The organism is Aeromicrobium jepli (genome assembly GCF_047246605.1).
Classification (GTDB): Bacteria; Actinomycetota; Actinomycetes; order Propionibacteriales; family Nocardioidaceae; genus Aeromicrobium.
Map to the genome: position 1 here is coordinate 88,436 of NZ_JBFOKO010000004.1, position 13,037 is coordinate 101,472.

Consider the following 13,037-nt stretch of genomic DNA (forward strand, 5'->3'; position numbering starts at 1 on the left):
GGGAAGGAGCACCGTGGCCTCGGTGACTTTCGACAAGGCGACCCGGATCTTCGACGGGCAGGACCGCCCCACGGTGGATGCCATCGACCTGCGGATCGAGGACGGAGAGTTCCTCGTGCTCGTCGGCCCGTCGGGGTGTGGCAAGTCCACGACGCTGCGGATGCTGGCGGGACTGGAGGACGTCGACTCCGGCCGCATCCTCATCGGCGACCGCGACGTGACGCAGCTGCCGCCCAAGGACCGCGACATCGCGATGGTGTTCCAGAACTACGCGCTCTACCCGCACATGACGGTGGCCGAGAACATGGGCTTCGCCCTGCGGATCGCCAAGGCCTCCAAGGCCGACATCGCCGCCCGGGTCGCCGAGGCCGCCGAGCTGCTGGGCCTGACCGACTTCCTCGACCGCAAGCCCAAGGCCCTGTCCGGCGGACAGCGCCAGCGCGTCGCGATGGGCCGCGCGATCGTCCGCTCGCCACAGGTGTTCCTGATGGACGAGCCGCTGTCCAACCTCGACGCCAAGCTGCGCGTGCAGACCCGCACCCAGATCGCCGCGCTCCAGCGCCGGCTCGGCACCACCACCGTCTACGTCACCCACGACCAGGTCGAGGCCATGACCATGGGCGACCGCGTCGCGGTGATGGACGCGGGCGTCGTGCAGCAGGTCGCGACCCCGCGGGAGATCTACGACCACCCCGTCAACGTCTTCGTGGCGGGGTTCCTCGGCTCCCCCGCGATGAACCTGCTCGACCTTCCCGTCGTGGACGGCGGGGTGCGGCTCGGCGACAGCGTCGTCCCGGTCGAGCGGTCGGTGCTCGCGGAGGCGGGGCCGGTCGTGACGGTGGGCGTCCGCCCCGAGAACCTCGGCATCGCCCCGCAGGGCCTGCCCGTCACGGTCTCCGTCGTGGAGGAGACGGGCGCGGACGCGTACCTCTACGGGCACACCGAGAATCTGACAGACAACATCGTCGCGCGGACGGACTGGCGTCACCCGCCGGAGAAGGGCAGCGTGATCCACCTAGCGCCGCTGGACCACACGCAGGTCCACGTGTTCCACGCCGACACGGGTCGCCGACTGTGATTTGACAACCGTTCTCAACTGAGTTGAGAATGGTTGTCATGAAGCTGCTCGCCGGTGCCGCATGCGCCGCCCTCCTCGCCGGAACCCTCACCGCCTGCTCCGCGTCCGGCGACGACGGACGCACCTCGGTGGTCGCGTCCTTCTACCCCGCCCAGTTCCTGGCGGAGCGCATCGGCGGTGACGAGGTCTCGGTCGAGACGCTCACGTCCCCCGGCACCGAGGCCCACGACCTCGAGCTCACCGCCAAGCAGGTCGTCGCGGTCAACGAGGCCGACGTCCTCGTGTACCTCACGAACTTCCAGGAGGCCGTCGACCACGCGGTCGACGACGCTGACCGTGACGCCGCCACCACGGTCGACATGGCCGAGGGTGTCGAGGAGCTGGCCGGCGAGGAGGGTCACGACCACGACCACGATCACGGCGAGGACGGCCACGACCACGAGGGTCACGACCACGACCACGGCGGCATCGACCCGCACGTGTGGCTGGACCCCGCCAACATGGTGACGGCCGCCGGTCACGTGCGCGACGCCCTCGTCGAGGCCGACCCCGACCACGCCGAGACCTTCGAGGCGAACGCCGACGAGCTCATCACCGAGCTCGAGGCCCTCGACGCCGACTTCACGCAGGGCCTGGCCTCGTGCGAGCGCACCGAGTTCGTGACCTCGCACGCGGCCTTCGGGCACCTGGCGCACGCGTACGACCTCACGCAGGTGCCGATCAGCGGTCTCGACCCGCAGTCCGAACCCACCACGGCCGCGCTCGCCGAGGTCACCGAGCAGGTGAAGGAGCACGGCCTGACCACCGTCTTCACCGAACGACTGGCGTCCTCGGCGCTCGCCGAGACGGTGGCCCGCGAGACCGGCGCGGCCACGGCGGTGCTCGACCCGATCGAGGGCCTGTCGGACGAGACGAGCGACGAGGACTACGTTTCCCTCATGAGGCAGAACCTCGACGCACTCACGAAGGCGAACGGCTGCCGGTGACCGATCCCTCCACTCCTGTCATCGACGCCACGGACGTCCGGGTCGACCTCGGCGGCACCCCGGTGCTGCGCGGGGTCGACCTGCGCGTCATGCCCGGCGAGTTCGTGACGATCCTGGGCGCCAACGGCTCGGGCAAGTCCACCCTCGTCCGTGCCCTCGTCGGGCTGCTGCCGCATCGCGGCTCGATCCAGCTGTTCGGCACGCCCCTCGACGAGTTCCACGACCACCACCGTGTGGGCTACATGGCCCAGCGCCCCGAGGTGCTCTCGGGCGTCCCCGCCACGGTGACCGAGGTCGTCGTCAGTGGCGCGGTCTCGCGCCGTCCCCGCTTCGGGTGGCCCACGCGCGCCGACCGCAGGGCCGCCGCCGAGCTCATCGAGCGCGTCGGCCTGGCCCGGCTCGCGAAGCGGCCGATCACGCACCTGTCCGGCGGCCAGCAGCAGCGCGCGCACATCGCGCGCGCCCTCGTCGCCGATCCGGACCTCGTCGTCATGGACGAGCCGATGGCGGGCATCGACGCGCACAGCGCCGAGGTCTTCGCCGACCTGCTCCGCGACCTGGACGACCGCGGCACGGCGATCGTCATGGTCGCCCACGAGCTCGGCCCGCTGGCGCCTCTCGTCGACCGTGCGGTGCACCTGGACGCCGGGCTCGTCGAGTACGAGGGGCCCGCGCAGGGGCCCGGGACGCACGACCACGCGCACGACCACGCGCACAGCAGCCAGCCCACGGTGACACGGCCGGTCCCGGCCGAGGGCCCGCTCCCGGGAGGCGCGGCATGAGCATCCTGTCCTACTCCTTCATGCAGTACGCCCTCGTGGCGGCGGTCGTCACCGGGCTGTCGGCGCCGGCGGTCGGCACGTTCGTCGTGCAGCGGCGCATGGCGCTCCTCGGCGACGGGCTCGGTCACGTGGCGCTCACGGGCGTCGCGCTCGGCCTGCTGACGGGCGTCGCCCCGCTCGGCACGGCGATCATCGTGGCGGTCGGCGGCGCGGTCCTGCTGGAGGTGCTGCGCAGCGTCGGGCGCACCAGCGGTGACCTGGCCCTGGCGATGCTCTTCTACGGAGGCCTGGCCGGCGGCGTGCTGCTGACCAACCTCGCCGACGAGTCCGCCGCGAAGCTCAACCAGTACCTGTTCGGCTCGATCATCACGATGAGCCGCACGGACCTGGCGATCGTCGTGGTGCTCGCGCTCGTCGTCATCGCGACGACGATCGCGTTGCGGCCGCAGCTGTTCGCCGTGTGCCAGGACGAGTCCCAGGCGCAGGTCATGGGCGTCCCCGTGCGGCTGTACGGGATGCTGATCGCGGTCCTGGCCGCCGTCACGATCACGGTCGCGATGCGCACGGTGGGGCTGCTGCTCGTCTCGGCGCTGATGGTGGTGCCGGTCGCGGCGTCGCAGCAGGTCACGCGCAGCTTCCGGGCCACCCACCTCGCGGCGATGGCGATCGGCCTGTTCTCGGCGGTCGCCGGCCTGCTCGTGAGCTACCAGATCGACACCCAGCCCGGGCCCACGATCGTCGTCATCGCGCTCGCGGTGTTCGTGATCGCGTCGCTCGCCCGGGGCGTCCTGCACGCCCGTCCCCGACAGGAGGCCGTCCATGGTTGAGGCACCCCGCAACACGCGCCAGCGCCGCGCCGTCGCCGACCTCATGGAGGACCTCGACGGCTTCCGCTCGGCGCAGCAGATCCACGCGCTGCTGGAGGACCGCGGCCAGAACGTCGGCCTGTCCACGGTCTACCGGACGCTGCAGGCGCTCGCCGAGGCCGACGAGGTCGACGCGCTGCGCTCCGACGACGGCGAGACGCTGTACCGGCGGTGCAGCCGCGGTCACCACCACCACCTCGTGTGCCGCGACTGCGGCCGCACGGTGGAGGTCGAGGGCCCCACGGTCGAGCGCTGGGCCGACCGCGTCGCCGGCGAGAACGGCTTCGCGGACGTCTCGCACACGCTCGAGATCTTCGGCACGTGCGGGTCATGCAGGTCCTGAGCCGGACCGAGTGGGAGCCGCTGGCCGAGGCGCACCGTGCGCGGGCCCAGCGGTACACGCAGCCGCACCTGGAGCGGAGGCTGCGCGGCGAGAAGCACCCCGTGCACGACTTCCTGTTCGAGTACTACAACCTCTCCCCCAGCCAGCTCGAGCGCTGGCACCCGGGGCTCGGCGTCGGCCTGCTCGATGCGCCCGAGTACGCCGCACTGGGCGCGTACGTGTCGGACGACGGTGTCGTGTCGGTCGACGAGTCGCGGCTGGAGAAGCGGCTGAACGGCCTGCGGTGGACGCGTGAGCTGCTGTCGCGCACGGCGTCGCGGCCCGCGCGGACGGGGTGCTTCGGCCTGCACGAGTGGGCGATGGTCTACCGCGACGCCGACGACCGCCGCCACCCCGCTCCCCTGCGCCTCGGCGCCGCCGGGACCGACGAGGTCGTCGAGTCGCACAAGCTGGTCTGCACCCACGTCGACGCGTTCCGCTTCTTCACCGACCCGGCGCGACCGCTCAACATCGAGGAACTCGGCCGCGAGCACCAGCTCGACCGCGAGCAGCCCGGCTGCCTCCACGCGACCATGGACCTCTACCGGATCGCCTTCCGGCTCCTACCGTTCGTCGAGGCGACGATCGTCCTCGACACTTTTGAGCTGGCGCTCGCCGTCCGCGAGGTCGACATGATGGCCTCGCCGTACGACCTGTCCTCGCTGGGCTACGAGCCCATCGCGATCGAGACCCCCGAGGGCAAGGCCGAGTACGTCCGCCGCCAGCGCGCCTTCACCGAAGCCGCCACGCCCCTGCGCGCGCAGCTCCTCGAGAAGATCGACCAGTTGCTGGCAGCGCACGCTCCGGGCTGAGCCCGCTGGTCGAGTGCCGGCGCCCCCGGTGGTCGAGTAGCCGGCGAGCGAAGCGAGACGGCGTATCGAGACCACGTCCCGTTTTCCGCCACCCCGGTGGTCGAGTAGCCGGCGAGCGAAGCGAGACGGCGTATCGAGACCACGTCACTCTCACCACCCGACTAACCTCAACCCGTGCCCAAGATCACCGTCCGCAACGCCCCCGACCTCACCGCCCGCGAGGTCTACGAGATCTGGCGCATCCGCGACGTCGTCTTCGCCGTCGAGCAGCAGTGCGACGAGCCCGACGTCGACGGCGTCGACCTCCGCGACGACTGCACCCACCTCTGGATCGCGGACGACGACGGCATCATCCAGTCCTACCTGCGCACCTACCTCGACCACGGCGCCCGCAAGATCGGCCGAGTCGCCACCCTCAAGGACGCCCGCGGCCAGGGGCTGTCCGGCTCCCTCCTCCGCGAGGTCATCAACCGCTGGGGCAACCAGGAACTCAAGCTCGGCGCCCAGGCCTACCTCGAGGACTGGTACGCCTCCTTCGGCTTCGTCACCACGGGCCCCCAATTCATGGAGGCCGGCATCGACCACGTCCCGATGACCCGCAACGCGACGGCCTGAACTCCCGAGCGCGTCATATCGCCCAGAATGAAGCGGATCGGGCCGTCCCTAGTGGGGCCCGAGTCCCTAAGCCGTCGAAGTGGCCGCGTGGATAGTCACTTCATATCGTCAGCGACTTCCTCAGAGTTCGGGGCTCCACTACCAAGCACACTGTCGTAGATGACCGGATCCAGCTCAATAGGTTCTGGGTCCTGATCACCATTCTCAGACGCATCCTTCGTGGTTTCCTTGCCCATCAAGGCCCCTATCCCTCGGTCTCGGTAGCCGTCGTGTGCTGGCCGAGACCTTGGTCACTGAACTGCACAAAATCGTGCTCGGGCGGATCGAATGCTAGACCTGTGACCTCAACGCTCGCGTCCGCGATCCCGTCGAGTTCTGGATCGTCTTCATTCATCGTCGTCCTCCGGCGTCGGTGTACGGGTTTCAAGATCCTCTGGTCGCAGTTGCTTCGCCACGTAGTCATAAACCGGAGCGTCGAACTTCAAGGGCTTAGTGTCAGGGCTCTTCTCAGGCACGTCTTCAGTCATGATTCTCCTTAGTTACCAAGCTTGATTGAGAATGTTGCAGAGAAGCAGGGAGAGCGCAAGGAAGGCGGCGACTAACGTCCCGATTGCGACGCTGAAGCTATTGGCACGGCGGTCCGCATCATCCTTTGCTGCGGAGACGGCAGAAACCTCTGAGAGGTCCTTGCTGTTCAAGAAGCTTTCGGCGATCTGGGGCGCGGAGTCGCCCTTGACTGGGCGAGCGGCATGACGCCTCCACCAGTGCCGGAGTTGCGCGACGCTCGGCACGGCGATGGGTTGCGGTGCGATCGTCAAGACGGCAAAGAGACCCGAAAGCAGGAGGGCAACCAGAGACGCCGCGAGAAATCCCCAAGTCCAAGAACTAGCTCGAACGCCGTCCAGCCCAGCCCCTTGGAGGAGTAAAGCGAGCACTACTCCGACGAATCCCAGTAGCGCAACCGCGCGCGTCGTGAATGCCTCTGATCGCCGGTTGTGCCATTCCAGTAACCATCTTGCTTGCTCTATAAAGACCTCGCTGTCATCACCGGATGGATGCGCCATGTTCGGACCTTTCATTCAAGCTCATCCCGATTGCGTATGAACCTACCGCTGTGACCGACAATTTCTTGGCGGAGGACCGGAGCGGGCTCTCCAACGTCTGTCGCATGGCCACATCGAATCCGCTCAGGTCCGGTCGTCTGTCGGCGGCAGCATCTAGAGTCACGGTCACCGATCTGGAGGAGTGTCTTGTGACCGCATCGACTGTGTTGAAGGGCACCCCGTACTCGCTTCCACCTGAGGCCGACGAATCGTTGGAGGAAATGCGAGTTCGTCTTCGCCGAGTCCGGAAGGGGCTCCAAGACGCCCTCGCGGAGGCCGGGCGCATCGGACTCGTTCGCGAGATGGACCGCGCCCACGCTTACTGGACCGTGTTCGAAAGCAACAGCATCGAGTTCGAGGGCCCCGACCTTAGCGGAACCGTCGATGCAATTGAGTCATCCGCTGGACAGAAGGTCCTTCGAGATCTCAACGTGACATTGCTCCCCGAAGTTCTGCGCCAGGACAAGCGCGCGTTCGCTGCCATCGGTCTGGAGACGGCGCGGCTTCTTGGTATGAGATACATCGGTAACGGAAACGCTGGGATGTCTCAGATGGACCTGCGGGCGCTGCACTCAGTCATCATGGCTGGTTCATGGTTTGCCGGGGACTACCGAAAGTTCGCGGCAGGGATCGAGGAGGCAGAGCACGTTCCCTTTCCGACGTACGAGATCGACTACGCGATGCAGCAGTTTGCGGACTGGACTCGCCGCCCGGGCGAGGATGACGATTCGGTACTCCGGGCGGCGGTTGGCCACGCATGGTTCGCTCACGTCCACCCTTTCCAAGATGGCAACGGGCGAGTAGCTCGGCTACTCACTAACGTGCTCCTGGGGCAGGAGGGTCTGCCGCCCGCGATCGTCAAAGCCAAGTCACAAAGGGCCCGATACATCGCGGCGCTCGCCCACAGCGACGAGGGTGGCGACATCATGCCGCTCACTGGCCTCTTCTTGGAGACCATCGAGCGTTACGTCGCTGAGCTTCGCGATCCTCGCACGTTCAAGCGACTGTTCGACCAACTCGTTGCTCGCAGAGGTGACAACTACTTCGACTGGTATGTGAACTGCGCCTCAGAGTTCTACAACCGTTTCGCCTCTGAACTGGAGCTCGTCGGTCTGCGCGTCTGGTCCCTGGACGAACTGACTAGTGATGTCTTCCAGCAGATTCGCACGGGACGGAGGCAAAATGTGATCGCCTCGGTTGTCGTTGATGATCGGCGAAAGCAAGAGATCGCCCTCTATTACCGTCAGCCGTCCGCTGCGGCCAGGCTCGCCGTTCAACGAGACGAGCTCGTTCCCGCGCTGGCGTTCGCCCTTCCGAATCAACCTTGGCAATTGAACCCGTACCGCCGTACATCCCGAGCCGACCTTGATGGCCTTTCTGAGATCTGGACTCAACCAGACCGTCCGACGAAGGTTTTCATGAGCGATGCAGACGGGCTGCGGAGCCTCGGGGTGAACGAGGCTGCCGCTGCGGTTGCAGAACGCCTTCGGGCCGGATTCGCACGACACTTTCGTACTCCTGACAACTACTTCGGATCCGCGCGGTGGCTCCCGAAAATCAACGGCGGGCCCGGCTGACGAGTCGTCTCTTACTGGGCGCCTAGCCACACGACGAACGGAGCAGAGAGTCAGGTACGGAGAGGATCGAAGTATTGCGTCTTTTTCGCCGCGATTCATGTGCCGCTGCCACGGGGATCCCACTGCGGCAAACCCCTCTCCCGGTGGCACCGCCAAGACCTTCCGAGCGGCTCAGCGAACCCTGTTCCCAACTTCGTCGAATAGTGCCTTGAGAAGGTCATTCGCTCGACGATCGAGACCAACGTCGTGTCCGCAATGCTCACATTCGTCGAGACTCGCTGGAACGGAAAGGTTGCACTGCCTGCAAATCTCCAAGGTTGCCTGGATTGGCCTTAGCGTCTGGCTGCCCTCCCGCGCATTTCGACCGTGTGACTTCGACAGCTCGATCCGTACGTCCCCGCCAACATCCGCATTGTTCGGCCACGCCCAAACGAATGTTGCGTGCATGAGGAGACCATTGATCGGCATGTCTCGGAACGAACTCCGATTCGGCCCGCCATGCCCAGCGACGTATCCACCCGAGGGGGGCGCGTAGAACTCGGTTACGCCAGTCTTCTCGATCCACGTTCGCGCGATCGATCGATCTGCAGCGGACCAATGGGAAAAGTACTCGAGAGCTTCTTCGCGCGTGAGAATCAGCGCGTCAACCGGGATGGAGGCCACGGCTTATTGTCTCAAGGTCGGATGCCGATTCACCGGCGATGTGCGCGGCGAGCCGAGCGCGAATCACGCGTCCTTCCGCCGCGGAGGCGCTGAGCGCGGCGCCGGACTACCGTCGCGGGCCCAGGAGTTCGGCGCGTTGGCGGCGGGCGGGCTGAGCGAAACCAGCCGCCGCGTGGAGCGTTCTATGTCCGACTCGACTGTCTTCTCGTTCCAGCCCATCACGATGACCCCTGCGCAGCTCGCAGCCGTCTCCTACCTCGCCCGATACTCGGGACGCACGTACAAGCTCTACCCTTCCAGCTTCGGCGCTGGTTCACGTGGTGCGAGAACAACGGACTGGATCCACTCCTCGGGATTCAGCGTGCCCACGTCGAGCTATACATCCACCAGCTCGGCGAAACCGGCCTGATGGACTCTTCAATCGTCACGATGATGCACGGCATCCGCGGCTTCTTCCGGTTCGCACACATCGACGGCCTGATCGCCGCCGACCCCCGCCGTCTACGCGCGCCTTCCCAAGATCCAGCACGACGAGTCCCGCACCCAAGGACTCGACCGGCTAGAGCTCGTCCGCTTCCTCCAAGTCGCCCAGACCCTCACGGTGCACCACGGGGCGCTCGCATTCTTTCTCGGCATCAACGCCCTGCGCGCATCCGAAGCGGCCGCAGTGCGCGTCGAGGATTACGCCGACACGCTGCGCGGTCACCGAGTCCTGCGCTTGGTCGGCAAAGGCAACAAGGCCGCCACCATGCCGATCACGATCCCAGTGCTGCGTGTCCTTGAGGCCTGCCGGGGACAGCGATCCGAGGGGCCGCTCATCCTGAGACCCACCTCGGGGAGGCCGGTCGACCGACGAGACGTCTACCGGATGGTTGTGAGGATCGCCAAGGTCGCGGGCATCCCGCGACACATCAGCCCGCACTCGCTACGTCACGCCGCCATCACCAACGCCCTCGATGCCGGCGTCCCGCTCCGCGACGCACAGATCCTGGCGCGCCACGCCGACCCACGCACGACCGAACACTATGACCGCGCCCGTGGAAACCTCGACCGACACGGTGTCCACTTCCTCACCGCCTATGTCGCTGGAGTGTGAACGTCCTGCATTCCTTGCACCCAAAGAGGATGCCCGTACCATCACCTGTCCCCGGAACTGCAGCGCGCGCGTCGTTCGCGTTCCGCTGGTGTCGCCCATACGATCTCCCCACGACGCATCGAAAGGCTGCGCATGCCCGGACCCCGCACCCGTAACGCCAGAGGCTCCGGCTTCAAGGCTCTCTTTACGCACTTCGACCGAGATCACCATGAATTGTCGGGTGTCTTGGGGCGGTACGCGGTCCCGTTGCTGGAGGAAGTTCGTCGAACGCAGACCGTCGCCGAACTGGATGAGCTCGAGAAGTTTGGCGTCACGGCCCTCGTCGACACGGTCCGTGTGCAAGCGCCGGTAGTCGGACGATCATTCCGGCCGGGCAGCACGGGTGAAGGTCGACCTCGTTGGGACGCCAGCCAGTCTCAAGGTGCTCCCACGACGCGCCACTGGGTTCCGTTCGCCGTGTCGGGTGAGCAGGAATTGCTCCGCCGATGGCCCGACGACCCGCCTATCGATGTCGAACCGGTCGACAAATGGTGGGACGCGGGCGAGGTATTCAGACGCGTCGAGTACGCAGTGACTGAGAATCAGGCGTACACCGACGACAACACGCCGACCTGGTGTCTCGAAGCTGTCGAGGAGCGCGAGGACGGGCGGATGGTCTGGGCCCTTTACACCCACGTCGACCTCTCACTGGAGGAAGAAGAAGCGGTCGCGCAGGGCAAACTCGACCTTCGCGCGATCGTCCGGGCGCGGCGTGACTACATCGAACCGATCGTGAGCGCCATCGCGGCGCAGACGGATTACTTCTTCAAGACGAAGCTTCCCGCGGTGTTGAAGGAGCAACTCGCGGATCATCGCACGGTTCTCACCAACAGGGAGGCGGTCACAGCGGCGCTTACGGTGCCGGGCCCGGGATTTGCGCCGTTGCCCAGAGTCGCGGTGACGAAACGGCGAGACGAGGTTGACCGATCATCGCAGGAACAATCGGGCGAGAACGAAGCAGTTCCGGAGGAACTTGGGGTCGCCGAAGCAGAGTTTGGCTCGGAGGAGGTTCCAGGTCCCAGTCTCGTGAAGTTCAGCACTCGGGCCTCGCTCGCCCCGGTGTCTTTCGAGGACGTTCAACGGACCATTCGCAGGTGGGCGAACGCGGTCGAGCGCTACCCGGGCACATTCGAGCAGTTGGGTGAGGAGCGCATCAGCGACCTTCTCGCGGCGACCTTGAACGCAACCGTTCCTGACGTGGGTCGGGAAGTGTTTACCCAGAACGGGAGGTCTGACATCTTCATCAAAGCAGATGCGCTGGACGCCGACCTTGGGCCGGCAACGGTGTTCATCTGCGAGGCGAAAAAGGCCACGGGCCGCAAGGCCGTTCGCGAAGCCCTCGACCCCCAACTGTTCAGTTACTTGAACGTGCACGACACATCTGCAGTCTTGCTCCTGCTACTAAACCAGAACCAGTTCCACCGATCGCGGAAGCTCTACTTGGAGGTACTCGAGTCGATAGCCGGCTACAAGGGGACTGAAGTTGAGTTCATCAAAGGTTGGCCCATCCTGAAGTTCGAACGCGACGGCCGGTACGTCAACGTGTGTGCCGCGTTCGTCCATGTTCGACCGCCGGACAAACCGCGCGCGAAGAATTAGATGCGCCTTGCGATTCAGTGGCGTTCCTACCCGGGACATTCCGAGCACCCTCAATCTCTCGGTCGCGCGGATACGTGGGATCCACGCTGTGGAGTCAACGATCGCCGTCAGTCGGGTCCCAATCAGCTGAGGCCACCACCGGCTCGTACTCCACCACGCCCCTCCCGAGCAGTACTGACGGCTCAGCCGGAGCCATGGCTAATTTGGAACTGAGGGGACCGCGAGAGGTGCGACCCCAGATCGCAGGACGGACGGCGGACAGCAGATTGGAGACTCGCCCGACAAGCGAGAGTTCGCTGCCAGGAAGTATCGGTCTCGATGAGAGAAGCCATCAGAATCCCGCGGGCACTTCCCCCTCACCCCATACTCAGAGGGTGCCCCAGATCCGCGCCATCGTGCTGGACTCGAACGTGTTCGGCAAGAGCGCCCTTCCCAACGCCAAAACGATCTCCCAATGGGCAGAGGCGTGCTGGCAGCATGACGCTGAGCTCTGGATTTCCGAGGTCGTCGTCCACGAACTCGCTCAACATGCCGTAGAGGCGCACGAGAGGGCTAGGGACGCCTACGACGCACACCGACGTGCCATGGAGAAGTGGGGTATTAAGGCAGACGGTCCCATGTCGACTATCACTACGCATGATGTCTCGTCGGCGATTAAGGCTGCGGGGGCTGTAGTCGTTGCCCTTGAAGGTGAGGACGCTCGGGACGCCCTGCTTGACCAGGTGCTCGTTAGAGGCGCTGGTCAGCGGAAATCGGGCGTGAAAACAGGCGCGGCTGACAGTGCTTGGGTGCGTTCCGTGGTCGCCCGCAACGACGGCGACACCGACGGACTGATTGTCGTAACCGGAGACATCCACGCATTGGAGGGGACTTGCGCGGAGTTGGGCGTCGAATTGCCAAGACATGCTAGGAACCTTGGCAAACTCCGGCATCTTCTCGAGGAGTCGGAGGTTGCTACAGAACCGTGGCTTTCGCTCTTCGCCGGCTGGGTTCAGGACTACTTCGTGAACTCCCCACACGGGCGGAGCAGCGGCACGCCCGGCGAAGACTTGGAGTCGCTTGCAGATCTTGGATACTCCAACTGGTGGGATCTACCAGGTTTGCCTGAGGATGACTATGAGCCGTGGGAGCAGCAGGCGGTCACCGTCAGCAATGTTCAGTCAGCCGAGATCCTCGACGACGTCGAACACGATCACTGGTCAGAAAGCTTGAACGCTCGTATCGAACTGCAGGTTGAAGTCGAGGAGCAGTACGCCCGACAAGATCCGTCCGGCCATTCTGTCGAGTACACCGTGCGTACCTACCCAGCCCGCGTTCGCGGAACAGTTCAAGCCTTCGTTGACGGCGAATCGATAGACTTCGATGGACTGTTGGAAGACATCGAGTTCTTAGACGTTGACTCGGCCGATGTCGACTTTCGTCCACTCTAGGAGCCCCTA

The 13,037-nt window shown here is 65.5% G+C and carries 12 protein-coding genes and 1 pseudogene; 11 read left to right on the plus strand and 2 right to left on the minus strand.

Annotated features, from left to right (window positions below; genetic code table 11):
- Positions 1–13: 13 nt before the first annotated feature.
- From AB3M81_RS09580 to AB3M81_RS09610, 7 genes and pseudogenes are all read left to right on the plus strand, one after another.
- On the plus strand, positions 14–1,078 hold the full coding sequence (locus tag AB3M81_RS09580; RefSeq protein WP_412903681.1) for an ABC transporter ATP-binding protein: 1,065 nt from the start codon (positions 14–16) through the stop codon (positions 1,076–1,078).
- 38 nt (positions 1,079–1,116) lie between these two features.
- Positions 1,117–2,064: a metal ABC transporter solute-binding protein, Zn/Mn family gene (locus tag AB3M81_RS09585; RefSeq protein ID WP_412903682.1), complete on the plus strand. Its 948-nt coding sequence runs from the start codon at positions 1,117–1,119 to the stop codon at positions 2,062–2,064.
- Positions 2,061–2,846: a metal ABC transporter ATP-binding protein gene (locus AB3M81_RS09590; protein WP_412903683.1), complete on the plus strand. Its 786-nt coding sequence runs from the start codon at positions 2,061–2,063 to the stop codon at positions 2,844–2,846. Before AB3M81_RS09585 ends, AB3M81_RS09590 begins: the two co-directional genes overlap by 4 nt.
- Entirely contained in the window at positions 2,843–3,673 is an 831-nt protein-coding gene (locus tag AB3M81_RS09595) for a metal ABC transporter permease (RefSeq protein ID WP_412903684.1), read from the plus strand. Before AB3M81_RS09590 ends, AB3M81_RS09595 begins: the two co-directional genes overlap by 4 nt.
- Positions 3,666–4,055 (plus strand): Fur family transcriptional regulator, encoded by a 390-nt coding sequence (locus tag AB3M81_RS09600; protein ID WP_412903685.1) that lies wholly within the window; start codon positions 3,666–3,668, stop codon positions 4,053–4,055. Before AB3M81_RS09595 ends, AB3M81_RS09600 begins: the two co-directional genes overlap by 8 nt.
- Positions 4,043–4,906, plus strand: a complete 864-nt coding sequence (locus AB3M81_RS09605) for a 3-methyladenine DNA glycosylase (protein ID WP_412903686.1) — start codon at positions 4,043–4,045, stop codon at positions 4,904–4,906. Before AB3M81_RS09600 ends, AB3M81_RS09605 begins: the two co-directional genes overlap by 13 nt.
- Positions 4,907–5,176: 270 nt before the next feature.
- Positions 5,177–5,521: pseudogene (locus AB3M81_RS09610) on the plus strand (GNAT family N-acetyltransferase); the annotation flags it as partial.
- Positions 5,522–5,907: 386 nt separating this feature from the next.
- Here AB3M81_RS09610 and AB3M81_RS09615 read toward each other — a convergent pair.
- On the minus strand, positions 5,908–6,048 hold the full coding sequence (locus AB3M81_RS09615; RefSeq protein ID WP_412903688.1) for a hypothetical protein: 141 nt from the start codon (positions 6,046–6,048) through the stop codon (positions 5,908–5,910).
- A 12-nt stretch (positions 6,049–6,060) separates the two neighbouring features.
- Positions 6,061–6,585 (minus strand): hypothetical protein, encoded by a 525-nt coding sequence (locus tag AB3M81_RS09620; RefSeq protein WP_412903689.1) that lies wholly within the window; start codon positions 6,583–6,585, stop codon positions 6,061–6,063.
- 50 nt (positions 6,586–6,635) lie between these two features.
- Here AB3M81_RS09620 and AB3M81_RS09625 point away from each other — a divergent pair, with 50 nt between their 5' ends.
- The 4 genes from AB3M81_RS09625 to AB3M81_RS09640 all read left to right on the plus strand — a co-directional run bounded on the left by AB3M81_RS09625 (position 6,636) and on the right by AB3M81_RS09640 (position 13,028).
- The gene (locus tag AB3M81_RS09625; RefSeq protein WP_412903690.1) at positions 6,636–8,201 is read left to right on the plus strand and encodes a Fic family protein; all 1,566 of its coding nucleotides are present in this window, start codon (positions 6,636–6,638) and stop codon (positions 8,199–8,201) included.
- 1,183 nt (positions 8,202–9,384) lie between these two features.
- Positions 9,385–9,960, plus strand: a complete 576-nt coding sequence (locus AB3M81_RS09630; protein WP_412903903.1) for a tyrosine-type recombinase/integrase — start codon at positions 9,385–9,387, stop codon at positions 9,958–9,960.
- Between the two features lie 132 nt (positions 9,961–10,092).
- A complete protein-coding gene (locus AB3M81_RS09635) occupies positions 10,093–11,598 on the plus strand; it encodes an immunoglobulin domain-containing protein (RefSeq protein WP_412903691.1) in 1,506 nt (501 codons plus the stop codon).
- A 374-nt stretch (positions 11,599–11,972) separates the two neighbouring features.
- Complete coding sequence (locus AB3M81_RS09640) at positions 11,973–13,028, plus strand: hypothetical protein (RefSeq protein ID WP_412903692.1); 1,056 nt, start codon at positions 11,973–11,975, stop codon at positions 13,026–13,028.
- Positions 13,029–13,037 lie beyond the last annotated feature (9 nt).

Bases quoted from the DNA above. Each gene is read 5' to 3' on its own strand.
- AB3M81_RS09585 (WP_412903682.1), top strand. From the start codon at position 1,117: ATGAAGCTGCTCGCCGGTGCCGCATGCGCCGCCCTCCTCGCCGGAACC.
- AB3M81_RS09595 (WP_412903684.1), top strand. From the start codon at position 2,843: ATGAGCATCCTGTCCTACTCCTTCATGCAGTACGCCCTCGTGGCGGCG.
- AB3M81_RS09600 (WP_412903685.1), top strand. From the start codon at position 3,666: ATGGTTGAGGCACCCCGCAACACGCGCCAGCGCCGCGCCGTCGCCGAC.
- AB3M81_RS09605 (WP_412903686.1), top strand. From the start codon at position 4,043: ATGCAGGTCCTGAGCCGGACCGAGTGGGAGCCGCTGGCCGAGGCGCAC.
- AB3M81_RS09615 (WP_412903688.1), bottom strand. From the start codon at position 6,048: ATGACTGAAGACGTGCCTGAGAAGAGCCCTGACACTAAGCCCTTGAAG.
- AB3M81_RS09620 (WP_412903689.1), bottom strand. From the start codon at position 6,585: ATGGCGCATCCATCCGGTGATGACAGCGAGGTCTTTATAGAGCAAGCA.
- AB3M81_RS09635 (WP_412903691.1), top strand. From the start codon at position 10,093: ATGCCCGGACCCCGCACCCGTAACGCCAGAGGCTCCGGCTTCAAGGCT.